At 64.7% G+C, this 23,506-nt stretch carries 20 protein-coding genes and 1 pseudogene; 19 read left to right on the top strand and 2 right to left on the bottom strand.

Annotated features, from left to right (window positions below):
- The first annotated feature begins 7 nt into the window (after positions 1 to 7).
- The 19 genes and pseudogenes from BMW74_RS06455 to BMW74_RS06365 all read left to right on the top strand — a co-directional run bounded on the left by BMW74_RS06455 (position 8) and on the right by BMW74_RS06365 (position 22,216).
- Positions 8 to 1,156, top strand: a complete 1,149-nt coding sequence (locus tag BMW74_RS06455; RefSeq protein WP_093415291.1) for an NAD(P)/FAD-dependent oxidoreductase — start codon at positions 8 to 10, stop codon at positions 1,154 to 1,156.
- A gap of 189 nt (positions 1,157 to 1,345) precedes the next feature.
- The gene (locus tag BMW74_RS06450; protein WP_003195589.1) at positions 1,346 to 1,621 is read left to right on the top strand and encodes an HU family DNA-binding protein; all 276 of its coding nucleotides are present in this window, start codon (positions 1,346 to 1,348) and stop codon (positions 1,619 to 1,621) included.
- Positions 1,622 to 2,012: 391 nt separating this feature from the next.
- Positions 2,013 to 3,569 (top strand): type VI secretion system protein TssA, encoded by a 1,557-nt coding sequence (gene tssA / locus BMW74_RS06445; protein ID WP_093415289.1) that lies wholly within the window; start codon positions 2,013 to 2,015, stop codon positions 3,567 to 3,569.
- Positions 3,570 to 3,601: 32 nt separating this feature from the next.
- The gene (tssB, locus tag BMW74_RS06440; RefSeq protein ID WP_093415286.1) at positions 3,602 to 4,105 is read left to right on the top strand and encodes a type VI secretion system contractile sheath small subunit; all 504 of its coding nucleotides are present in this window, start codon (positions 3,602 to 3,604) and stop codon (positions 4,103 to 4,105) included.
- Positions 4,106 to 4,133: 28 nt separating this feature from the next.
- Entirely contained in the window at positions 4,134 to 5,609 is a 1,476-nt protein-coding gene (tssC, locus tag BMW74_RS06435) for a type VI secretion system contractile sheath large subunit (protein ID WP_093415283.1), read from the top strand.
- Positions 5,610 to 5,623: 14 nt separating this feature from the next.
- Positions 5,624 to 6,040, top strand: coding sequence for a type VI secretion system baseplate subunit TssE (tssE, locus tag BMW74_RS06430; protein WP_093415280.1), 417 nt, complete (start codon positions 5,624 to 5,626; stop codon positions 6,038 to 6,040).
- 51 nt (positions 6,041 to 6,091) lie between these two features.
- On the top strand, positions 6,092 to 7,879 hold the full coding sequence (gene tssF, locus BMW74_RS06425; RefSeq protein ID WP_093415277.1) for a type VI secretion system baseplate subunit TssF: 1,788 nt from the start codon (positions 6,092 to 6,094) through the stop codon (positions 7,877 to 7,879).
- Positions 7,843 to 8,865, top strand: a complete 1,023-nt coding sequence (gene tssG, locus BMW74_RS06420) for a type VI secretion system baseplate subunit TssG (RefSeq protein ID WP_093415274.1) — start codon at positions 7,843 to 7,845, stop codon at positions 8,863 to 8,865. Before tssF ends, tssG begins: the two co-directional genes overlap by 37 nt.
- Positions 8,862 to 11,438 (top strand): type VI secretion system ATPase TssH, encoded by a 2,577-nt coding sequence (gene tssH, locus BMW74_RS06415; protein ID WP_093415271.1) that lies wholly within the window; start codon positions 8,862 to 8,864, stop codon positions 11,436 to 11,438. The genes tssG and tssH overlap by 4 nt, the downstream gene beginning before the upstream one ends.
- Positions 11,439 to 11,448: 10 nt before the next feature.
- Entirely contained in the window at positions 11,449 to 12,966 is a 1,518-nt protein-coding gene (locus BMW74_RS06410) for a sigma-54 interaction domain-containing protein (protein ID WP_093415269.1), read from the top strand.
- Between the two features lie 37 nt (positions 12,967 to 13,003).
- On the top strand, positions 13,004 to 13,144 hold the full coding sequence (locus BMW74_RS06405; RefSeq protein WP_093415266.1) for a type VI secretion protein: 141 nt from the start codon (positions 13,004 to 13,006) through the stop codon (positions 13,142 to 13,144).
- Positions 13,145 to 13,161: 17 nt separating this feature from the next.
- Complete coding sequence (gene tagH / locus BMW74_RS06400) at positions 13,162 to 13,890, top strand: type VI secretion system-associated FHA domain protein TagH (RefSeq protein ID WP_093415263.1); 729 nt, start codon at positions 13,162 to 13,164, stop codon at positions 13,888 to 13,890.
- 5 nt (positions 13,891 to 13,895) lie between these two features.
- Positions 13,896 to 14,396, top strand: a complete 501-nt coding sequence (gene tssJ / locus BMW74_RS06395) for a type VI secretion system lipoprotein TssJ (RefSeq protein WP_093415260.1) — start codon at positions 13,896 to 13,898, stop codon at positions 14,394 to 14,396.
- A gap of 2 nt (positions 14,397 to 14,398) precedes the next feature.
- Entirely contained in the window at positions 14,399 to 15,730 is a 1,332-nt protein-coding gene (gene tssK, locus BMW74_RS06390; protein WP_093415257.1) for a type VI secretion system baseplate subunit TssK, read from the top strand.
- A gap of 5 nt (positions 15,731 to 15,735) precedes the next feature.
- Positions 15,736 to 16,617, top strand: a complete 882-nt coding sequence (gene icmH / locus BMW74_RS06385; protein ID WP_093415254.1) for a type IVB secretion system protein IcmH/DotU — start codon at positions 15,736 to 15,738, stop codon at positions 16,615 to 16,617.
- A complete protein-coding gene (gene tssM, locus BMW74_RS06380; RefSeq protein ID WP_093415251.1) occupies positions 16,614 to 20,093 on the top strand; it encodes a type VI secretion system membrane subunit TssM in 3,480 nt (1,159 codons plus the stop codon). Before icmH ends, tssM begins: the two co-directional genes overlap by 4 nt.
- Positions 20,093 to 20,809, top strand: coding sequence for a PP2C family protein-serine/threonine phosphatase (locus BMW74_RS06375; protein WP_093415249.1), 717 nt, complete (start codon positions 20,093 to 20,095; stop codon positions 20,807 to 20,809). Before tssM ends, BMW74_RS06375 begins: the two co-directional genes overlap by 1 nt.
- Positions 20,803 to 21,696, top strand: a pseudogene (locus BMW74_RS06370) (serine/threonine-protein kinase); the annotation flags it as partial. The gene BMW74_RS06375 and the pseudogene BMW74_RS06370, both read left to right, overlap by 7 nt.
- A gap of 136 nt (positions 21,697 to 21,832) precedes the next feature.
- Entirely contained in the window at positions 21,833 to 22,216 is a 384-nt protein-coding gene (locus BMW74_RS06365; protein WP_093415243.1) for an SCP2 sterol-binding domain-containing protein, read from the top strand.
- A 244-nt stretch (positions 22,217 to 22,460) separates the two neighbouring features.
- Here BMW74_RS06365 and BMW74_RS06360 read toward each other — a convergent pair whose 3' ends face one another.
- Together BMW74_RS06360 and BMW74_RS06355 are read right to left on the bottom strand one after the other, a co-directional pair.
- Positions 22,461 to 23,225, bottom strand: coding sequence for a Fic/DOC family protein (locus tag BMW74_RS06360; protein WP_093415240.1), 765 nt, complete (start codon positions 23,223 to 23,225; stop codon positions 22,461 to 22,463).
- Complete coding sequence (locus tag BMW74_RS06355) at positions 23,222 to 23,479, bottom strand: hypothetical protein (protein WP_093416064.1); 258 nt, start codon at positions 23,477 to 23,479, stop codon at positions 23,222 to 23,224. Before BMW74_RS06355 ends, BMW74_RS06360 begins: the two co-directional genes overlap by 4 nt.
- Positions 23,480 to 23,506: the final 27 nt, after the last annotated feature.

Here is a 23,506-nt window from a genome sequence, read left to right as displayed (position 1 = left end):
GTAAGGCATGAACGCACCTGTCGTGATCGTCGGCACCGGCCTGGCTGGCTATAACCTGGCCCGGGAGTTTCGCAAGCTCGATGGCGAAACCCCGCTGCTGCTGATTACCGCAGATGACGGACGGTCTTACTCCAAGCCCATGCTCTCCACCGGCTTCGGCAAAAACAAGGATGCCGACGGCCTGAGCATGGCCGAGCCCGGCGCCATGGCCGAGCAGCTCAAGGCCCAAGTGCGCACCCACACGCGCATCAGCGGCATCGATCCGGGCCACCAGCGCCTGTGGATCGGTGAAGAGGCGGTGACCTACCGTGACCTGATCCTGGCCTGTGGCGCGCAAACCGTGCGCGTGCCGGTGCAGGGCGATGCGCCCGAGGCGATCTTCCCGATCAACGACCTGGAAGACTACGCACGCTTTCGGGCGGCAGCGGCCGGCAAGCGTCGCGTGCTGTTGCTGGGCGCCGGCCTGATCGGCTGTGAGTTCGCCAATGACCTGATCGCCGGTGGCTACGAGGTGCAACTGGTGGCGCCGTGCGAGCAAGTCATGCCGACCCTGCTGCATCCGGCTGCGGCCGCCGCGGTGCAGGCCGGGCTGGAAAGCCTGGGCGCGCAGTTCCACCTGGGGCCGGTGCTCAACCGCCTGCAGCGTACGGCCGATGGGCTGGAAGGGCATTTGTCCGACGGCCAGGTCATCCCCTGCGACGTGGTGGTGTCGGCCGTCGGCCTGCGTCCACGGACTGACCTGGCCGCCGCCGCCGGCCTGCAGACCAATCGCGGCGTGGTGGTGGACCGTCACCTCAAGACCTCCCACGCCAACATCTATGCCCTGGGCGATTGTGCCGAGGTCGATGGCCTGAATTTGTTGTACGTCATGCCCTTGATGAGCTGCGCGCGAGCGCTGGCGCAAACCCTGGCCGGCAACCCGACGGCAGTGAACTATGGCGCGATGCCCATCACCGTCAAAACCCCGGTTTGCCCCTTGGTAGTCTCCCCACCGCCACGGGGCACGGAAGGTATCTGGAGTGTCGAAGGGCAGGGCGCCGATATCAAGGCGCTGTGCCGCGATGCCAACGGCAAACTGCTGGGCTACGCCCTGACGGGGGCGGCCGTGATGGACAAATTGGCGTTGAACAAAGAGCTTCCGGCGCTTCTGGCGTAAATAAAGGTCGTTCTGTCGTAATTACCCCGCTTTTGCGCCTACAAAGGTGGCGCCGAGACTGGCGCCGCCCTGAGCCGCGTGCCATCCTCACACCGGTCTGCCGCAGAGTAGAGCCTGCGGCGCCTTGGGCGCTGATCCAAACGGACAGCACGGACATAACAACAAAAAACCGTCAAAGGGGCTTCACTTATGCGTAAACCAGACCTCGCCGCCGCTATTGCTGAAAAAGCGGACCTCACCAAAGAGCAGGCCAACCGCGTTCTCAACGCCGTTCTCGAAGAAATCACCGGTGCCCTGCACCGCAAGGACAGCGTTACGCTGGTGGGCTTCGGTACGTTCCTGCAACGCCATCGCGGTGCGCGCACCGGCAAAAACCCGCAAACCGGCGAGCCCGTGAAAATCAAGGCCAGCAACACCGTTGCCTTCAAGCCAGGCAAGTCGCTCAAAGACAGCGTCAATCCGTAACACCTACCTACTCCCCAACTGATCGGGGAGCGGATGTAAAAAATGGGCACGCCAACCAGGTTGGGTGCCCATTTTTTATGGGGGCGAATCACTCCAGGCCTGGGCCGTTGTGCAAAAAACGGCGCAGTGCGGGGCGGGCAAGCACCCCGGTGACCCCGCCGTAAAGCATGTTTATTTCTTACGAAATAGATAGGCGGATTCCTACTTTTGCGAAGACGTTTCCTATATTCGCACTTTGCCCGTCAACGTAAGTTTGCGCCCCCCGGGAGCGGACGGTTGTGGGTGTTTACATGCAGGTTCAAAAAGTCGCATTCAGCGCAATCAAGGCCGATGAGTGCCAGGTCGGTTTCAGCGCCGCCGGGTTTTCGACGACTGCCATTCGTGGCTGTGCATGACCTACTCCAGCAAGTTGTTCGCCCAGTACCGCGATCTGGCCGCGACCCCTATCGGTGAAGGCAGCGTCGCGGGTGAAGACGTGCGCTTTTCCAGCGAGTTCGAGTCCCTGGAAGAAGAGCTGGGTAAAGCGCAGTCGATGCACCGGACCGCGCAGATCGACTGGCTGAAAGTCCGCGAGACCAGTGAAGCGCTGTTGCGCAGCCAATCCAAGGATTTGCGCGTCTGCGCCTGGTTGACCTGGGCGCTTTATCAGCGCGAATCCTTCCCGGGGCTATTGGCCGGAATCGGCATGCTGCAGCACCTGTGCGAGCAGCAATGGTCGCAGCTGCATCCGCGCAAATCCCGCACCCGAATCGCCGCCATCGACTGGCTGTTGCCCCGTATCGAGCAGGTGCTGGGCGAAGACGTTCCCATCAAGGAGCAACTGGCCCTGTTCCAGCGCATGGTGGCGCTGCTGGAGGCGCTGGACCGCGTATTGACCGGTCATTTGGGCGATGACGCACCCTTGTTGTTGCCACTGGTGCGGCGCTTGAAAACCATGGTCCAGCGCGCACTCGAAAACACCCCCGAGCCGAGCATTGTCAGTGCGGCGGTGGCCCACGTGAAGCAGGCCGCCACCCAGCTGTTTGCGCCCGAGGCGCTGATCGACAACGAACGGGATGCCCACCGGGCCTTGCGCGCCCAGCAGGACAATGCCCGTTCACTGTGTGTCTGGTGGCTCAAGCACAAAGCCACCGACCTGCGCGCCCTGCACCTCAATCGCACTTTGCTCTGGCTGCCCATCGAGGTCCTTCCGGAGCGCAACGCCGACAACATTACGGCGTTGCGCGGGCTGCCTGGCGACAAGTTGAAAACCTACCTGGAACGCTTCGAGCAGCGGCACTTTGCCGATCTGCTGGTTGAGCTGGAAGCCAGCGTGGCCAAGTCGCCGTTCTGGTTCGATGGCCAGCGGCTGGTCTGGGAGTGCTTGCAGGGCCTGGAGGCCGAGCTGGCGATGCGTGAGGTAGAGATCCACTTCGCCTTGTTCATCCAGCGCCTGCCCGGGGTTGTCGAGTTGAGTTACCACGATGGCGTGCCGTTCGCCGATCCGGCCACTCGGGCCTGGATCAGTGCCCATGTCATGCCCCATCTACAAAGCACCCTGGCCCCTCGTGTGACCGAGGTCAGTACGGGCCAGCCGGCCTGGGAACTGGCGCTTGAAGACGCCATTGCGCTGCTGCGCGAGGAGGGCCTCAAGGCCGCGGTGCAGAGGCTCAAGCTGGGGCTGCGGGCCGCCCAGGGCGGGCGGGCGCAGTTTTTCTGGCGGCTCAGCCTGGCGCAACTGTGCGTCGAGGCGAAAAAGTACGAACTGGCCATGTCCCAACTCGACACCCTCGATTCACAACTGCAGCACAGCGGTGTGCACACCTGGGAGCCGGACCTGGCGTTGCACGTGCTGCACCTGCTGCACAACTGCTGCGAGTTGTTGCCCCAGGGCCATGCCGTGCGCGAACGCAAGCAGGAGATTTTTCGCCGGCTCTGCCACCTCGATCTTGAAGTCGTCATCCCATAGGCCTGCGGGCCGCATCAGCAAGGAAAATAACCATGGCCAAAGAAGGCTCGGTCGCCCCCAAGGAACGCATCAACATCACGTTCAAGCCCGCTACCGGCGGTGCCCAGGAAGAAATTGAACTGCCGCTCAAACTGTTGTCGATCGGTGATTACACCCAGCGTGCCGACGAACGCAAAGTCGAGGATCGCAAGCCGATCAGCATCGACAAGAACACCTTTGATGAGGTCCTCGCCAAGCAGGAACTGAACCTGGCGTTGAGCGTGCCCAATCGCCTGCTGGACGAGGACGAAAACGCGGAGCTGGCGATGCAGCTGCGGATCAACTCGATGAAGGACTTCAACCCGGCCAGCCTGGTCGAGCAAGTGCCGGAGTTGAAAAAGTTGATGGAACTGCGCGATGCGCTGATGGCCCTCAAAGGTCCGCTGGGCAACGCCCCGGCCTTCCGCAAGGCCATCGAAGGCGTGCTGGCCGACGATCAATCCCGTGCCCGCGTGCTCGATGAGCTGGGTCTGGCCCCCGCCGCCCCGAACGCTTGAATCCCTCTCCGTCAAGGAAGCCCAACCTATGAGCACCCGTGCCGCCCAGCAACACGTAACCCCCAGCGATGACTCCAGCCTGCTCGACAGCATCATCGCCCAGACCCACCTGACCCGCAGCGATGACGCCTACGTCATCGCCCGGCGTGGTGTATCGGCGTTCATCGAAGAGCTGCTCAAGCCCCACAACAGCGGTGAGCCGGTCAAGAAGGCCATGGTTGACCGCATGATCGCCGAAATCGACGCCAAGCTCAGCCTGCAAATGGATGAGATCCTCCACCACCCGGACTTCCAGGCACTGGAGTCGGCATGGCGTGGGTTGCAGCTGCTGGTCGAGCGCACCAATTTCCGTGAAAACATCAAGGTCGAAATCCTCAACGTCTCCAAAGAGGACCTGCTCGACGACTTCGAAGACTCTCCCGAAGTGATGCAAGCGGGCCTGTACAAACACATCTACACCGCGGAGTACGGTCAGTTCGGCGGCGAGCCGGTGGGGGCGATTGTCGCCAACTACTTCATGTCGCCCAGTGCCCCCGACGTGAAACTGATGCAGTACGTCTCGAACGTGGCGTGCATGGCCCACGCGCCATTCATTGCCGCGGCCGGCCCGAAGTTCTTCGGCCTGGACAGCTTCAGCGGCCTGCCGGACCTCAAGGACTTGCGTGACCATTTCGACGGCCCGCAGTTCGCCAAGTGGCAGAGCTTTCGCCAGTCCGAAGACGCGCGATACCTGGGGCTGACCGTGCCACGCTTCCTGTTGCGCAACCCCTACGACCCCCAGGAAAACCCGGTCAAATCCTTCGCCTACAAAGAGACCGTGGCCACCGATCACGAGCATTACCTGTGGGGCAATACGGCCTATGCATTCGGCACTCGGCTGACCGACAGCTTCGCCAAGTTCCGCTGGTGCCCGAACATTGTCGGCCCGCAGAGCGGCGGCGCGGTGGAAGACTTGCCGCTGCACCACTTCGAAAGCATGGGTGAAATCGAGACCAAGATCCCCACCGAAGTCTTGGTGTCCGACCGCCGCGAATACGAGCTGGCCGAGGAGGGGTTCATCGCCCTGACCATGCGCAAGGGCAGCGACAACGCGGCGTTCTTCTCCGCCAGCTCAGTGCAGAAGCCCAAGGCGTTCGGCAACAGCGCCGAAGGCAAGGCGGCGGAGTTGAACTACAAGCTCGGCACGCAACTGCCCTACATGATGATCGTCAACCGCCTGGCTCACTACCTCAAGGTGTTGCAGCGCGAGCAGTTGGGCTCGTGGAAAGAACGCACCGACCTTGAGCAGGAACTCAACAAGTGGATCCGCCAGTACGTGGCCGACCAGGAAAACCCCAGCGCTGAAGTGCGTGGCCGACGTCCGTTGCGCTCGGCCAAGATCGTGGTCAGCGATGTCGACGGCGAGCCGGGTTGGTACAGCGTCAGCCTGAGCGTGCGTCCGCACTTCAAGTACATGGGCGCCGATTTCACCTTGTCGCTGGTCGGCAAGCTGGACAAAGAGTGATCAGAGGCTGAGCCATGAGCGGATACGGCAGCCTGTTCGAACGCCTCAATGGCGAGGCCGGCAAACGGGCCGGCAGCCGCCGCGAGGCGAGTGCCATGGCGTCCGTGGCGAGCCATCTGGCGAAGATGCTCAGCACCCGTGCGGGCAGCGTGCAAACGCTGTCCGACTACGGCCTGCCGGACCTCAACGATCTGCGCTTGAGCCTGCACGACGCCCTGAACCAGGCACGCGGGGCGATCGAGGACTTCATCGAAGCCTACGAGCCGCGCCTGAGCGGGGTACGTGTGGTTGCCCTGCCGCGGGACCGCGATCACCTGCGGCTGGCATTCAGCATCGAAGGCCTGCTGGAGGTGGACGGCCTCAAGCGCTCGGTCAGCTTTACCGCGCTCCTGGACGGCAGTGGCCAGGTCCAGGTGGGCCAGGAAACATGAACACACCCACGCGCCACCTTGATCGTCAAACCCCCAGACAGGTAACCGTCGGTGTCCTTTAATCATTACTACCAAAGCGAACTCACGGCGTTGCGCCAGTCCGGCCGCCGTTTTGCCGAGCGTAATCCGGCGTTGGCGCCGTTCCTGGGGCAGGCGGGACGGGACCCGGATGTGGAGCGCCTGCTGGAAGGCTTTGCCTTCCTCACCGGGCGCCTGCGGCAGAAACTCGACGACGAATTGCCCGAACTCACCCACTCGTTGATGCACTTGCTCTGGCCGAACTACATGCGTCCGCTGCCGGCGTTCAGCATCTTGCAGTTCGAGCCGTTGCAGACGGTCGGGCCGGCGCTGGCGGTGCCCCGCGATACCGAGGTCGAGAGTCTGCCCATCGAAGGGGTGGGTTGTCGTTTTCGTACCTGCTACCCGATCCAGGTCCAGGCGTTGGCGCCGAGCGCGCTGACGTATTCCGTCACGGGCGAGGGCGCGTTGCTGACCTTGCGCTTGCACATGACCGGTGCCGGCCACCTCGGTGAGCTGGACCTCACGAGCCTGCGTGTGCACCTGGCCGGCGAACGCTACATCAGCCAGATGCTGTACCTGTGCCTGCTGCGGCATCTGGCGGGCATCGAACTGGTGCCGCTCGATGCCGACGGCAACCCGCTCCAGGGCCCGGACGATGCGCCGCTGACCTTGCGCCTGCCCGGCGAGCGCGTGCAGCCGGTGGGCTTTGCCGAAGACGAGGCCTTGATTCCCTACCCGCTCAACACCTTCCGCGGGTATCGCTACCTGCAGGAGTATTTCGCCTTCCAGGACAAGTTCCTGTTCGTCGACATCAACGGCCTCGACCGCCTCGACACACTGCCCCAGGCGGCCCTCAAACAGGCGCATGGCCTGGAGCTGCGGTTCGATATCCGCCACGCGGGCATCCAGCGACTGCGCCCGACGCTGGACAACATCAAGCTGCACTGCACGCCCATCGCCAACCTGTTCGCCCATGACGCCTTGCCGATTCGCCTGGACGGCAAGCAGGACGAATACCTGTTGCTGCCGGCCGGGCACGAGTTGAAAAACTGCGCGGTGTTTTCGATCCAGAGTGTCACCGGCTGGTCGTCCAGCAAGACCGGGTATCAAGCCTATGTGCCGTTCGAATCCTTCGAGCACGATGCCAGTTTCGATGTGTCGCAAAGCCGGCCCCACTACAGTGTTCGCCAGCGCCCGTCGCTGTTGCACGAAGGCCTGGACACCTACCTGGGCTTCGACCTGCGCCCGCAGACCGCTCACGAAACCCTGTCGATCGAGCTGGTGTGCACCAACCAGAACCTGCCACGTCGCCTGCAGTTGGGCGATATCTGTCTGGCCAGCGAGAAGACCCCCAGTGGCCTGCGCTTTCGCAACATCACCGCGGTGACGGCCAGCTACGCGCCGCCGATCAACCGCGACTTCCTGTGGAAGTTGATCAGCAACATGTCGCTGAACTACCTGTCGCTGGCCAACGTCGAGGCGTTGAAGGTGATCCTCGAAACCTACGACCTGCCGCGCTACTACGACCAGAGCGCGGAGAAAGTCAGCAAGCGCCTGCTGGGAGGACTCAAGGCGATCCAGCACCAGCACGTCGATCGGCTGCACCACGGCTTGCCCGTGCGCGGGTTGCGCACCGAGTTGACCATCGACCCGCAAGGCTACATCGGCGAGGGCGATCTCTTCGTGTTCGCCTCGGTGCTCAACGAGTTTTTCGCCTTGTACGCCAGTCTCAATTCGTACCACGAGCTACGCGTCAAAAGCACAGAGGGAGAGGAGTACCAATGGACGCCACGCATGGGTCAACAACCGCTGCTTTGAGTGCATTGACCCGCGGCATCCGTGAGTACTCGCTGTTTCAGGCGGTGTTGCGGGTGTTGGATCAACTGCGCGAGGCGCACCCCGGCCTCAGCGAAGAAGCACTCTACGATCAGCTGGAGTTCGTGGCCAACCCGAGCCTGGGATTCCCCGGCAGCGACGTGGACCGCGTGGAGTTCTTCCACGAGCACGGGCAGTTGCGCGCGCGCTTGCGCTTCAACCTGATTGGCCTGGTGGGCGCCGGTTCGCCGCTGCCGGCGTTCTATGGCGAACAGGCCCTTGGCGACCATGACGGGGGGAACCCGACGCGCGATTTCCTGGACCTGTTCCATGACCGCCTGCACCGCCTGATGCTGCCGGTGTGGCGCAAATACCGCTTCCACGCGAGCTTCCGGGTCGGGGCCCTCGATCCGTTCTCGTCACAGTTGTTCGCGTTGATCGGCCTGGGCGGCGATGACATCCGCAGCGCCGGCGATCTGAACTGGAAACGCCTGCTGCCCTACCTCGGCCTGCTGAGCCTGCGGGCACACTCGGCGGCCTTGATCGAGGCCGTGCTGCGTTACTACTTCAAGCACGCCGAGCTGACCATCGAGCAGTGCGTCGAGCGTCGCGTCGCGATCCAGGACGACCAGCTCAATGGCCTGGGCCGCGCCAACCATCGCCTGGGCGACAACCTGGTGCTGGGCGACCGCGTGCGTGATCGCAGCGGCAAGTTCCGCATTCACATCCGTCAACTCGACTGGCAGCGCTTTCACGAATTCCTGCCCATCGGCCCCGGCTACCAACCGTTGTGCGCGCTGGTGCGCTTCACCCAGCGTGACCCCCTCGACTACGACATTCGCCTGGTGCTGCGCCAGGAGCAAATCCATGAACTGCGCCCGGGCGAGCACAACGCCTGCCGCCTCGGCTGGACCAGTTGGCTGGGCCGCGAGCACGCCGATGGCGTGGTCACCCTGGGCAGTCACCGCATTAAGGACCTGAACCGATGATCCACGTAGACCTGCAACAACTGATCCAGGCGTTGGATGCGCCAACCCGCCGCGACCTGGAAGGCTCGGCCGAACGCTGCGTCGCCCGTGGCGGCAGCAAGGTGCTGGTGGAAGACCTGTTGCTGGGCTTGCTGGAGCGTGCGCAAGGCCTGCTCACCCGGGCCCTGCAAGACGCCGACGTCGACGCCGGCCAACTGCGAGCCGCGCTGCAAACCCAGGCCGAGCACAGCGCGTCGTGCAACCCGGTGTTTGCCCCGGAACTGGTGCAGTGGCTGCAAGACGCCCTGTTGGTCGCCAACCTGGAACTGCGCCGCAGTGACGTCGAGCAGGGTGCCTTGATCCTGGCGTTGCTGCGCAACCCCCTGCGCTATGCCGGCAGCCGCTATCAACCGCTGCTGGCGCGGCTGAACATCGAGCGGCTGAAAGACTTTGCCCTGTCGCAGCACCCCGAGACTGCGGGCGGCAACCCCGCGGCGCCCGGTGAATCGCTGTTGCAGCGCTTTACCCACGACCTGACCCAACAAGCCCGGGACGGCCGGCTGGACCCGGTCCTGTGCCGGGATGAGGCGCTGCGGCAGATGATCGATATCCTCGCTCGGCGGCGCAAGAACAACCCGATCGTGGTGGGCGAGGCGGGCGTGGGCAAAACCGCGGTGGTCGAGGGCCTGGCCTTGCGCATCGTCGCCGGTGAAGTGCCCGAGGTGCTCCAGGGCGTTGAACTGTTGTCGCTGGACATGGGCCTGCTGCAAGCCGGCGCCAGTATCAAGGGCGAGTTCGAACGGCGGCTCAAAGGGGTGATCGATGAAGTCAAAGCCGCGCCCCGGCCGATCATCCTGTTTATCGACGAAGCCCATACGCTGATCGGTGCCGGCGGCAACGCGGGGGGCTCGGACGCCGCCAACCTGCTCAAGCCGGCCCTGGCGCGGGGTGAACTGCGCACCATCGCGGCCACCACCTGGGCCGAGTACAAGAAATACTTCGAGAAAGACCCGGCCCTGGCCCGACGTTTCCAGCCGGTGCAATTGCACGAGCCCAGCGTCGACGAGGCGGTGACCATCCTGCGGGGCTTGGCGCCGGTCTACGAGAAGAGCCACGGCATCTACCTGCGCGATGACGCCGTGGTCGCCGCTGCCGAGCTGTCGGCGCGTTACCTGTCCGGTCGGCAACTGCCGGACAAGGCGGTGGATGTCCTCGACACCGCCTGCGCCCGAGTACGCATCAGCCTCGCCGCCGCCCCGCAACGCCTGGAGCGCCTGCGGGCCGAGCTGGCCGAAGGTGATCGCCAGCGCCAGGCGCTGCGTCGCGATGGCGAGGCGGGGCTGGCGATTGATCGCCCGGCCCTCGACGCCCTGGAAGCCCGACTGTTGAGCGCGGAAGACGAACAACAGCACCTGCACGCCCTATGGGTCGCGCAAAGGACCGAGGCCGAGCACCTGCTGGACCTGCGCCAGCAGGTGGCCAAGGCGCGTGCCGCGTCGGGCGACACGCTCGCGGCCTTGGAGCGCCAGCTCAATGACAGCCATCAGCGCCTGACCGCCGCGCAACGCCAGGAGCGCCTGGTGAGTTTCGAGGTCTGCCCACGGCTGGTGGCCGAAGTGATCAGCGCCTGGACCGGCGTGCCGGTGGCGCAGTTGGCCCGGGAACACAGTGCCCGAGTGACGAGCTTCGCCAGTGACTTGCGCCAGCGCATCCGAGGCCAGGAGCAGGCGATCCACGCCCTGGATCGTTCGATGCGCGCGACTGCCGCCGGCTTGAACCAGCCCGATGCGCCCGTGGGCGTGTTCCTGTTGGTCGGCCCCAGCGGCGTGGGCAAGACCGAGACCGCCCTGGTCCTGGCCGACTTGCTGTATGGCGGCGAGCGCTTTATCACCACGATCAACATGTCCGAGTTCCAGGAGAAGCACACCGTCTCACGCCTGATCGGTGCCCCGCCGGGCTACGTGGGCTACGGCGAGGGCGGCATGCTCACCGAAGCCGTGCGGCAAAAGCCGTACTCGGTGGTGCTGCTCGATGAAGTGGAAAAAGCCGACCCGGACGTGCTCAATCTGTTCTATCAAATCTTCGACAAGGGCGTGGCCAACGACGGCGAAGGGCGTGAGATCGACTTTCGCAACACGCTGATCCTGATGACGTCCAACCTGGGCAGCGAACGGATCGACGCGCTCTGCGCCAACGGTGCGCGTCCCACCGCGCAGGACCTGGAACAGGCGATCCGCCCGAAACTCACGGCGCATTTCAAGCCCGCGCTGCTGGCGCGCATGCGGGTGGTGCCGTACTACCCGGTCAGCGGCCCGGTCCTGCGCGAGCTGGTCGAGATCAAACTGGACCGCCTGGGCGAACGCCTGGCGCGTCGTCAATTGGCGTTCAGCTACAGCGCGCACCTGGTCGACTACCTGACCGCGCGTTGCACCCAAAGCGACAGTGGCGCGCGGCTCATCGACCACTTGCTGGAGCAGCATGTGTTGCCGCGGGTGGTCGATCGCCTGCTGGACGCCATGGCCGGCGGCACCGTTCTCACCAGTGTGCACGCGACGCTCGACGACAGCGCCGGTGTGACCTGCGAGTTTGCCTGAGATGCCCGATATGTTCGTCGGCATCGCGCAACCGCTGCGCTATGCACAGACCCTGCTGAAGCACTACGCCAACCTGTCGCGAGCGACCGATGGCGCGCTGCTGTTGAATGACTTCATGCGTGCCGCGACCGAGCTCAGTGGTTGTGTGCTGGGCCAGTTGTACGTGCTCGATGCCAGCCATACGCGCCTGGCGCTGATTGCCGAGTGCGAGCAGGGCAGCCTGACCGGCCGCGAGGCCAGTAGCCTGCCGGTCGACTACAACGCGGAGCAATTGCTGCAGTTTGCCCTGTGCCAGAACCGTGTGCTGTCCCTCACGGGGCTCGATGACAGCGTGCATGAAAGCCACTTTCTGCCGGTGCGCGCCAGGCCCTGGCAGTCGTTGCTGTGCGTGCCGCTGCTGGGCCGGCAACAGGCCGTGGCGGGGCTGTTGGTGTGTGCCAGCCACGAGCATGTCGAGTTGCAGGGCTATGCCGACTCATTGGCACCACTGGGGGCGTTTGCGCTCGGGCACTGGCACCTGCTGCAGCATCAGCGCTGGGCCGTCGCGGATCCCGCGCCCGCGCCCCAGACCGCGTCGCAGGCCATCGGCTACGGGCTGATCGGCAACAGCGCGGCGATGCGCCAGGCCTGTCAACTGATCGACCGGGTGCTGCACAGCCCCTACACCGTGTTGTTGTGTGGCGAGACGGGCACCGGCAAGGAAGTGGTGGCGCGGGCCATTCATGACTGTGGCCCGCGTCGCGCGCAGGCATTCATCGTGCAGAACTGCGCGGCGCTGCCCGAGCACCTGCTGGAGAGCGAGCTGTTTGGCTATCGCAAGGGCGCCTTCACCGGCGCGGACCGCGACCGCGCCGGGCTGTTCGATGCGGCCCATGGCGGCACCTTGCTGCTCGACGAAATTGGCGACATGCCGCTGTCCCTGCAAGCCAAGCTGTTGCGCGTCCTGCAAGAGGGCGAGATCCGCCCGCTGGGCTGCAACGACAGCCACACGATCGACGTGCGAATCCTCGCGGCCACCCACCGTGACCTGGCGAAGCTGGTCAGCGAAGGCAAATTCCGTGAAGACCTGTACTACCGCCTCGCGCAGTTCCCGGTCGAGCTGCCGGCCTTGCGTGACCGTGACGGCGACATCCCGCAACTGGCCCGGCACTTCGCCGACAAGGCCTGCGCCTTCTTGCAACGCGAGGCGCTGCGCTGGTCGCCCGCGACCCTCGATCACCTGGCCGGCTATGCCTTCCCCGGCAACGTGCGCGAGCTCAAGGGCCTGGTGGAGCGGGCGGTGTTGTTGTGTGACGGCGGCGAGTTGCTACCCGAGCACTTTGCCCTGCGCGGCCCCGTCGTGGCGCCCGCCGACACCTCAAGCTTGCGCAAGCGTCTGGAGCAGGTTGAACGCGGATTGCTCCTCGATTGCCTGCGCAAGAACCACGGCAACCAGACCCTCACCGCCCGTGAACTGGGCTTGCCGCGCCGCACCCTGCTGTATCGCCTCGGGCGCCTGAAGATTCACCGCAGCGACTGTCATGACTAACCCCCTCGATCCCATTCCTCACCCTGGAGACCCCCTGATGCCTGTTCGTTCCTGGCCCGTCGTGGCGCTGGCCCTGGCCGTTGTACTCGGCCTGAGTGGTTGCACCGGCAACTACCGCTTCAACGACACCACCTATCGCCCGCTGGGTGACCCGCAAGCGGCCCATCGCGGCAAGTGAGCGCAAGGAGCGACACGATGGAACTGGTTCTAGAGATACACCACGCCCCGCAATTCATTGCCCCCGGGGCCTGGCAAAAAACCTTCAGGCAGGCCGGTGGCGTGATTGGCAGGGGAGAGGATTGCGACTGGGTCATCCCCGACCAACAGCGCCACCTGTCCAAGCATCACGCCCGGGTCAGCTATCAGGACGGCGGGTTTTTCCTCACGGACATCAGCAGCAACGGCATCGTGCTGGGTGACACGGCGGTGCGCCTGAGCAAGGGCCAGCCGCAACGCATCGAGCACGGCAGCCGCTACCGCCTGGGCGCCTTCGAAGTCCATGCGCGACTGGTGCGCGAGCCGGCCACCTTGCACGATCAGGCGCAGCGCCTGCCGGCCGTTGGCAGCGGCATTCCCGACGATGTCTTCATCGAGCTGGATCCGCTCAAGGTGCTCGATCGGCAAGAACGACTCGGCACCTATTTCGATGACCTCGATAGCCCCCACGGGCCCGTCCCGTCGCGGGCCGACTACGCCCGCGTCGACCTGGAACATCTGCAGTTGCCGGAGCTGACCGACCCTTCCCCAGTCAAGCCGGCGACTCATCAGCGCGAAGACTTCTGGGCGCGTTTCGGTGCGGCCCTGGGCGTGGACCTCTGCGAACTGGATCACGAGCGCCGCGAGGCCCTGGCGATCCAGGCCGCCGCGGTGCTCAAGGAACAGTCCCGGCTGTTCGCCACCCTTAACCTCGACCCCCAAGGATGATGCCCATGCCTGGCTGCAACCTCGTCTCCCTCAAGTGGCTGGCCGCGTTCGCCGCGGCGCTGACGCTGGCCGGCTGCACCTCGCTGTCGCCGTACTCGACGCTGACCAAGCTCAACCTCACGCTGACGGCCAGTGATCAGCTCAACCCGGACCTCAATGGCCGGCCGTCGCCGATTGTCGTGCGGCTGATCGAACTCAAGCACCCGGTGGCCTTCGAGAACGCTGACTTCTTCAGCCTCTACGAGCGCGCCAAACACAACCTGGCCCCGGACCTGGTGGCCAGTGAAGAGCTGGAGCTGCGCCCCGGCGAGCGCGTCGAACTCAAACTCAGCGTCGATGGCGGTAGCCGCTACGTTGGGGTCCTCGCGGCCTATCGCGACCTGTCGGACGCCCAATGGCGCCAGGTGATCGCCTTGACCCCGGGCCGCGTGACCGACGCCTGGCTGACCCTGGACCGGGCCGCCATCACCCATCAGCACGCACGGCTGACCGAGAGGGACGACTGACCATGAACGCGCACAAAGTCATCTGGCAGGAAGGCATGTTGCTGCGCCCGCAGCACTTCCAGCACCACGACCGCTACTACCACAACCAGATGAACACCCGCACCCGGCTGCTGGGCAGTTACGCCTGGGGGTTCCTGGAGCTGGACATCGACCCGCAGTTTCTCAGCATGGGCAAGCTGATGCTGAGCCAGGCCTCGGGGGTGTTGCCGGATGGCAGCCTGTTCGAACTGGGCAGCCACACTGAACCGCTGGTCCTGGACGTGCCCCGTGGTACCGCCAACACACCGGTCTACCTGGCGTTGCCGCTGGTCACCGGTGACCATGTCGAGGCCCGGCGGGCGGACCAGGCGGATGTCCTGGCGCGCTACACGGTCTACGAAACACAGGTCAGCGACTCCAATGCCGGCGAGGGCTCCAGCAGCCCGGTCAGTTGCGCGCGTCCCAACTTGCGCTTGATGTTGGGCGAGCAACCGGGCGATCAGGTCTACGTGAAGCTCAAAGTCTGCCAGATCCTGGAACTCACCTCCGACGGCGCGATCAGCCTCGACCCTGACTTCGCCCCCAGCTTCATCCATGCCCACGCGTCGCCGTATGTGCTGTCGTGCCTCAAGGAAGTCATCGGCTTGCTCGGCCACCGGGCCGATGCCATTGCCGAGCGCATTGGCGCCACCGGCACGGCGGGCGGCACGCAGGTGGGTGATTTCATGATGCTGCAAATGATCAACCGCACGGAGTTGGTCCTGCGCCACTACCTGAGTCTGGCGCAGGTGCACCCCGAGACGTTGTACCTCACGTTGTTGGCGATGCTCGGTGAACTGGCGACATTTGCCCGCGACAGCAAGCGCCCGCGCCTGGACAGCTACTACCAGCACAGTGACCAGGGCGCGAGCTTTCGCGCGTTGATGGAGGCTATTCGTCAGGTGTTGTCGATGGTGCTCGAACAGCACGCCATCGAACTGGAGCTGCAAGCGCGCCAGTACGGAATCATCGTCGCGCCGCTGCACGATCACTCGCTGCTGGGCTCGGCCTCGTTCGTGTTGGCGGCGAGCGCTCACGGCGACGCCAGTGAACTGCGCCAGCGCCTGCCGGCGCACCTCAAGGTCGGCCCGGTGGAACAGATCCGTCAACTGGTCAACTTGCACCTGCCGGGCATCCGGGTCCAGCCCTTGCCCGTGGTGCCCCGGCAGATCCCGTTCCACGCCAACAAGACCTATTTCATTCTCGAACTGGGTCCCGACGACGTGGCGCAACTGGAGCGTTCCGGCGGTTTTGCCTTCCACGTATCCGGTGAGTTCGACGGGCTTGAACTGCAATTCTGGGCTATCAGGAACTGATCGACATGCACACGCAAACACCGCATCTCCAAGACGAAATGACCGTCCTGGTGGGCCTCAATGGCGAGGGCCCCCCCACGCAGCCGTTGACCGACGGCGCGGCCCCGCCCCGTATCGAACAGCTCGAAGCGCGGATGATCCACGCGGCCCAGCGACGCCCGGCCGAGACCTTCAACCTGAGCCTCAACCCCCTGGTCGGCGCCGCCTCGGGGCTGCTGTCGGAAGTGGTGCGGCTCAAGCACGGTGCCGCGAGTGAAAACGTGCAGGCGCTCAACCAGCGGCTGGGCAACGACCTGGACACGTTCGTCACCTGCGCCGAGCGCGCCGGTGTCGACAATAGCCTGGTCATGAGCGCGCGCTACGTGTTGTGCACCGTGCTCGACGAGGCGGTGGTCACCACCCCATGGGGCAAGGAAAGCCAATGGTCGCAGATGAGCCTGCTCAGCCGCTTCCACCGCGAGACGTTCGGCGGGGAGAAGTTTTTCCGGGTGCTGACCCGGCTGTCCAAGGACCCGGTCAAGCACCTGACGATGCTGGAGTTGATGTACCTGTGCCTGGCCCTCGGCTTCGAAGGCAAATACCGGGTGCAGGTCCGCGGCCTGCTGGAGCTTGAGCAACTGCGCGACGCGCTGTACCGGCTGATCCGGCAACAGCGTGGCGACGTGCCGCGGGAGCTGTCGCCCCGCTGGCAGGGCTTGCGTGCCGAACCTCGCGCCCCGGTACGCATCGTGCCGTGGTGGATGGTCGCGTTGTTCACCGGCGTCAGCCTGGGGGTGATGTATTCGGGGTTCGCCTGGGTACTGGGGCAGCAGCGCGAGGCGGTCTTGCAGCCGTACCTGGCGCTGGAGCCCGTTGTCGAGTCGTCATACAGCAAGGAAGTGAAATGAAGCAGGTGTTGAGCAAAATCGGCGCGTTCCTGTGCAAAACCTGGGTGTGGAGCCTGTGCCTGGTGCTCGCCCTGGCGCTGTGGGTGTGGTTCGTCGGGCCGCTCCTGGCGGTCGACGACTACAAGTTCTGGGCCGACGCGAGCGCGCGCGGGCTGAGCATCAGTGTGCTGTTCCTGCTCTGGGGGCTGGGCATGGTGTTTGCCAGTTGGCGCAGCGGCGTGCGCAAGCAGGCGTTGCAAGACAGCGAAAACGGCCAGGCGCGGGTGGAGCGCGACGCGCTGATCGAGCACACCGACAAGCGCCTGCGCGACCGCTTCAAGGCGGCGCTGCGGACCTTGAAAACCGCCAGCCTGTACCGTGGCCGCAACGAGCGTTGGCGCAGCGAGCTGCCCTGGTACTTGCTCGTCGGCCCACCCGAGAGCGGCAAGACCAGCCTGCTCGAACACTCGGGGCTGGAGTTCCCGATCAATCAGCGCGACCCGCAGGCGCCTCAGGCCACCCGCGATTGCGACTGGTACTTCACCGACCACGGGGTGTTGCTCGACACCGCCGGGCGTTACCTGACCCAACCGGACACCAACGTGGATCGCAGTGGCTGGGGCACCTTGCTCGAACTGCTGCACCAACGGCGCCGGACTCGGCCGTTGAACGGTGTGCTGGTCACGCTGCCGGTGGAGCGCCTGCTCTCGGCCGACGCCTCGGGGCTCGATAGCCTGGCCTTGCAGGTCCGCGCGCGCTTGCAGGAAGTGCATCAGCGCTTGCACGTCGACCTGCCGGTCTACCTGGTCCTGAGCAAGGCCGATGAGCTGCCGGGGTTTGCGGCGTTCTTCGAGCAACTGACCCGCGAGGAATGCGAGCAAGTGCTGGGCGCCAGCTTCGACAAGGCGCAGCGCGGCGCCAATGTCGAGCGGGTCCGCGATGAATTCCAGGCGCTGCTGCGCCGTCTCGACAGCCAGGTGCTCATGCGCCTGCATCAGGAACGTGATCCCCAGGACCGTGGGCGCATCCTCGACTTCCCGCAGCAGATGGCGCAGATCGGCGCGCCGCTGTGCCAATTCGTCGACAAAGCCTTCAGCGGCAACCGCTACCAGCGGGCCAGCCAGTTGCGCGGTTTCTACCTGACCAGCGCGGCACCGCCGAGTACCGCCCCTGACCAGGAGACCGCCGAGCCGCTGGCGGGCCAGAGCGGCGCACGGCCAAGGTTTATCCATCACCTGCTCGACCGGGTGATTTTTCCCGAGGCCAACCTGGTCGGCCTGGATACCCGCGAACGCCGGCGGATTCATTGGGGCCAGCGCACGGTGTACGTCGGCGCGCTGGCGGTCGTCGCGGCGGGCGGCGGACTGTGGGCGACGGGCTTTTCCGCCAACCATGAGCGCCTGGAGCAGGTGCGCAACCTGGCGCATACCTGGCGCCAGCAACGCGCGCAATTGAGCGACCAGGACGACGCACTGGCGGCGCTCAACGTGCTGGACACGCGCTACGCGGCGACCCAGGTGTTCCCGGCCGCCGGCAATGTGCCGTGGTTCGAGCGCACGGGCCTGGATCAAGGCCGCGCGAGCCAGCAGGCCGTCACCCAGGCCTACCAGCATGAACTGCGCAGCCAGCTGTTGCCGCGGATCAGCCAACTGCTTGAGGCTCAGACCCGCAGCCACCTGGGCGAGCGCGAACCCTTGCTCAACAGCCTGCGCGCCTACCTGATGTTGAACCTTGAAGCGCGTCGCGATCGCGCATGGCTCAAGGATTGGGTCGCCCAGGACTGGTCCCGCCGATACGCCGGCAATACGGCGGTGCAGGATGGCTTGGTTGCTCACCTGGAACGCCTGCTGGCCTTGCCCTTTGTCGAACCGCTGAACGAATCGCTGGTGACCCAGGCCCGCCAGGCGCTGCGCAACGAGTCCCTGGCCGGCGTGGTCTATCGCATGCTGCGCGAACAGGCTCGCGACTTGCCGGCGTACCGCTTCAGCCAGCACCTGGGTCCGCAGGCCCACTTGCTGGTGGGCACCGACTACGTGATTCCGGGGTTCTACACCCAGCGCGGCTACCAGCAGTACTTTGCGGTGCAGAGTCCGCTGCTGGTCACGCAGATCCTGCGCGACAACTGGGTGCTGGGCGAGGGCGCCACCTTGAGCGGCATGGACATGCGTCGGCTGCTGGTCGAGCTGGAGCAACTGTACCTGCGCGACTACGCCGACCATTGGGGCGAAGCGGTTGGCCGGGTGGCCTTGCAGCCGATCAACGATATCGGCGAAGGCGCGGAGCAACTCGCCGGCCTGACCTCGGCCCACTCGCCGGTGCTGCAACTGCTGGTGCAAGTGCGGGACAACACGCGCTTTACCTCGGTCATCGACAGCGTCAGCGACGTGGCCGGTGGTGTGGCCGGCAAGGCGGGTGTGGCCGGGGAACTCGCCAGCGCGGTGGCCGGTAAAGCCAACGAGGCCCTGGCCAGCCAACTGCCGGACACCGCCAAGCAGGCGGTACAACGGCGCTTCGAGCCCCTGCACCAACTGCTCGATGCCCAAGGCGGACCGGCTGCCGACCTGATCCCGGCCCTGAACGCGCTGAACGACCTGCACCTGCAACTGGCCAGCCTGGCGCGGGCCAGCGCCCCGGAACAGGCCGCTTATGAGTTGGCCAAGGGCCGCATGAACGGCCAGCGTGACGCCCTGAGCGCCTTGCGCACCACCTCGGGCCGGTTGCCGCGCCCGGTCAGTGCCTGGTTCAACGGCCTGGCGCATGACACCTGGCGCTTGACCCTCAACGATGCCTACCGCTACCTCGACCAGCGTTACCAGAGCGAGCTGTACAGCTTCTATCGCAAGGCGATCAACACCCGCTATCCGTTCAGTGCCCACAGCTCCAGCGACGTCGCCCTCAATGACTTCCGCGAGTTCTTCAAGGCCCAGGGCGTGGTCGAGCGCTTTTATGACAGCTACCTGCGCACCTTCGTCAGCGGCGTGCCGGGCAACTATCGGGCGCGCAGCATCGACGGCCAGAGCCTGCCGATCTCCCGGGCCTACCTCGACCAGATGAGCACCGCCCATGTCATCCGCCAGAGCTTCTTCGCCGAAACCCCGGGCGAGCCCCAGGTGCGCTTCACCCTGGCGCCCTACACCCTGGACCCGGCGGTCAGCCGTGCCGAGTTGCGCTTTGGCGACAACACCCTGGAGTACCGTCACGGCCCGATTGTGCCGGTGACCTACACCTGGCCCAACGAAGCCCACGACGGGCGCGCCAGCCTGGTGCTGGAAAGGACCGCCGAGCGTCCGATCGGGATCGAGAAGCACACCGGGCCGTGGTCACTGTTCCGGCTGTTTGACCTGATGCCGCGCGAATACCTCAAGGGGCGCGACGTGCTGGTGCTCAAGGCCGACCTGGGTGGCCTGCGCGCCAACTACCTGCTGACCAGCCAGCGCATGCCCAACCCGTTCGACATGGGCGTGTTGCGCACCTTCCGCCTGCCGGTGCAGCTCTGATGCCGTGGCGCAGCGCGGCGCGGACCGATCCGGGCAAGGTGCGGCCGCGCAACGAAGATGCCTTCCTCGACACCCCGCAGCACGGTGTGTGGGTGGTCGCGGACGGCATGGGCGGCTATCAGGGGGGAGATATCGCCAGCCGGTTGATCGTCGACAGCCTGGCGCAGTTGCCGGGCGACGAAGGTTTTGACCAGCGCCTGGAGAAACTGCGCCAGTGCCTGCACTGGCTCAATCGCCGCCTGGGCCAGGAACTGACCGTGAGCACCGGGCGCGCGGACGGCATCATGGGCAGTACGGTGGTGGCGTTGTTGGTCGAGCAGCAGCGTGCGGCGTGTGTCTGGGCCGGCGATAGCCGCTGCTACCTGTGGCGTGGGCAGCGCCTGTACCAACTGTCGCGGGACCATTCGTTGATGCAGCAACTGATCGACGAGCACCACCTGAGCGCCGAGCAGGCCCGCGCCCATCCACAAGCGGGAGCGTTGACCCGGGCGGTGGGGGCGAGCGCCCAGTTGACCCTGGAGGTGTTGGAGCTGACGGTGCATCCCGGCGATGTGTTTTTGCTGTGCAGCGACGGCTTGTACCGCGGCCTGAGCCGCGATGCGTTGGGCGCGGCCTTGGCTCAACCGTCGCCGCACCTGGCCGTGCAACGCTTGTTCGAGGGTGCGCTGCGCGGCCCGGCGCCAGACAACCTGACGGCCGTGGTGATTCACCGATGACGGCGCCGCCGGCCGGCCTGGATGAGCTGCCGCAGGTGCTGGTGGGACGCTACCGTATCGAGCGTCTGTTGGGCGCCGGCGGCATGGGAAGGGTGTATTGCGCCCGGGACCTGTTGCACGAGCAGTTCGGCGATCCGGATCCCTACATCGCCTTGAAACTGCTCAGCGAACCGTACGCCGAGGCGCCGGACGCCAGCGCCTTGCTCTTCAGCGAATTCGCCCTGACCCGGCACGTGCACCACCCCAACGTGCTGCGCCTGCACAGCTTTGAAGTGGACACCGAGTGCCGGCGCGCCTTCATGAGCATGGAACTGATGCGCGGGCTGGGCCTGGACCAACTGCTGTGCGAACGGCCGTTGGGGCTGCCGTGGCGGGAACTGCGTGACATCGCCCTGCCGCTGCTCGATGCCCTGGACCATGTCCACCGCCGTCGCGTGCTGCACGGCGACGTGAAACCGAGCAACGTGATGCTCACCGAAGACGGCGTGCGCCTGTTCGACTTCGGCCTGGCCCAGGCCGAAGCGGGTGTGCTCCCCGGGTTGGCACACCTGAGCCGCACGCGCTTCAACGCCTGGACACCCGGCTACGCCGCCCCGGAACTGCTCGACGGCGGCCCATTGAGCGTGCGGGCCGATCTCTATGCGGTGGCGTGCGTGATCTACGAATTGGCGGACGGTCAACACCCGTGGCGCCGCCTGCCGGCCAACCAGGTTCGCGACCTACGCCCGCCGCTTGAACTGAGCGTCCCCCGGCAACTGCCCAAGCGCTGCTGGCCAGCGTTGCGCTGCGCCCTGGCGTTCGACCCGGCGGCCCGCGACATCACGCTGGGGCAGTTGCGTGAGGTGTTGGCAGACGCGGGGACGTCGTGGCGCAAGCGTGGGCGCTAACCGGTTCGTGGAGGTGACTTGGTAGTCATCGTGCGTAAAAAGCGGCTTATCTTCTTCTAACAATGGGCAACAGTGGCATTCATGTTTGAACTCGATACACTGCGCCGGCGTTCATTTTTTCCATTGGGGCTCGAGCATGAAATTTCGTTTTCTTCTGTGGATGCTGGGCTGGCTGATGCGCAAGGCCAGCCGCACCAACCCGGCGTTTCAACAGCAACTGGGCGACAAGGACCTGGTGTTCCAACTGCAGACGCAGGACGGCAAAGTGGCGCGCCACTTCATCGTCAAGGACCAGCGCATCACCAGCCAATCCGGGGTCTACGCCGAACCGGCGTTCACCATCGCCTTCAAGGACGCCGCCTATGCCTTCGACACGATGCAGGCCAAGAACAAGCAACTGGCGTTCATGACCGGGATCCAGGACAAGTCGATCCAGATCAAGGGCAACCCGGCGCTGGTGATGTGGTTCCAGGGCCTGACCAAGTACCTGAAGCCGCGCAAGGCCAAGCCCAAGGCGTGAGGGAGCGCCTCAATCCCCGTAGGAGCGAGGCTTGCCCGCGAAGAGGCCGTATCAGTCGACCGTGATGTGTCTGGCACGGCGCTTTCGCGGGCAAGCCTTAATGCCAGTCAGTTAAGCGAAAACCACGTGGGAGCGAGCCTACTCGCGATTGTCTTTTAGTCGTGGGTGAACTGCGACGCCAGTTCGCGCAAGAGTACTTTACCGGTTGCCGAAGGGGATTCTTCACCGGCGCAGGTGTGTCTCTTCAGTCCTCTGATTGAGGCGGTTCGCCGGTGTCCAGAGGCTGTGCCGTGTAGGTCTTATAGATGCGCTGGACTTCGGGGTCATCCAGGCTCTCGTATCTGATGCCTTCCTTGTCCAGGCCATCCAGGCCACTGATGCCGCTGATGGTCTGCGGCCACTCGTCACGACTGGAGATGCCGACGATGAACGGTCTCAGGTAGTGATCGAGACGCTGTTCGCGAGGCTCTCGGATCTCTTCGCTGAGGGCCCGTAGGTAGTCGTCCTTGTTTGTCTTCGACCAGTCGATGGCGAACTTGGCGCGATAGCAGAGTTCCATGAAGACCAGCAGGATCGTGCGTCCGTTACCGTCAAGGAAGGGGTGTGCGAACGCCAACTGGCCCATCACTGCGCCAGGATGGTCCCTGAAGCGCTTCTTGTCCGCGGCGAGCTTGAGCGCATGGTCGACAGACAGCTTGATGGCGTTCGGGTGTTCGAAGACAGTGCTTCTAGGGTCATCGTTCGAGCCCTTGAAGACCGCCAGGTGCGGTACAAGCTCGTGCCGATCTTTGCCTGCCCAGTGATAAAAGCCACTGAATAGAATTTCGTGGACGCTGAGCACTGCCTTGTAGTCGAGTGGCTTCTTTTTCGCCAAATAAGCCAGCGCATCTTCAATGCTCAATTCGAACGAGAGATGTTCTGACTCTTTTACTTCATTGGGGTCTTTGAGTTGCAGTGAGTTTTGTAGATATCCCGCTGTTTCAAAGTCGCCGAATGGATCGAACGTCATGCGCTACGGTTCTGTGAGCGTCTTTCCTGAAGGTAGCGCCCTTGCAGCACCAGGGTCTCAAGCTTGCTCAGGACACCTTTTTTCTTGAGGTTGACGAGCAACTGCTCGACGCCATCCAACTCAACGACATCCCCCGCCATGCGAGTAATGGTCACCGCCATACGGCTCATGTCGTCAGGGTCCGCAGTGACCATGTGATCTTTGGCAAGCTGGCGAACTTGACGTGCAACACTGACAGCAGCTGTTTGGGTCATTGCAAAGCCCTCTGTTTGCAGGCAAAT

The organism is Pseudomonas sp. ok272 (assembly GCF_900109995.1).
Lineage (GTDB): Bacteria > Pseudomonadota > Gammaproteobacteria > Pseudomonadales > Pseudomonadaceae > Aquipseudomonas.
This window is presented reverse-complemented; position numbering and strand designations above follow the sequence as displayed.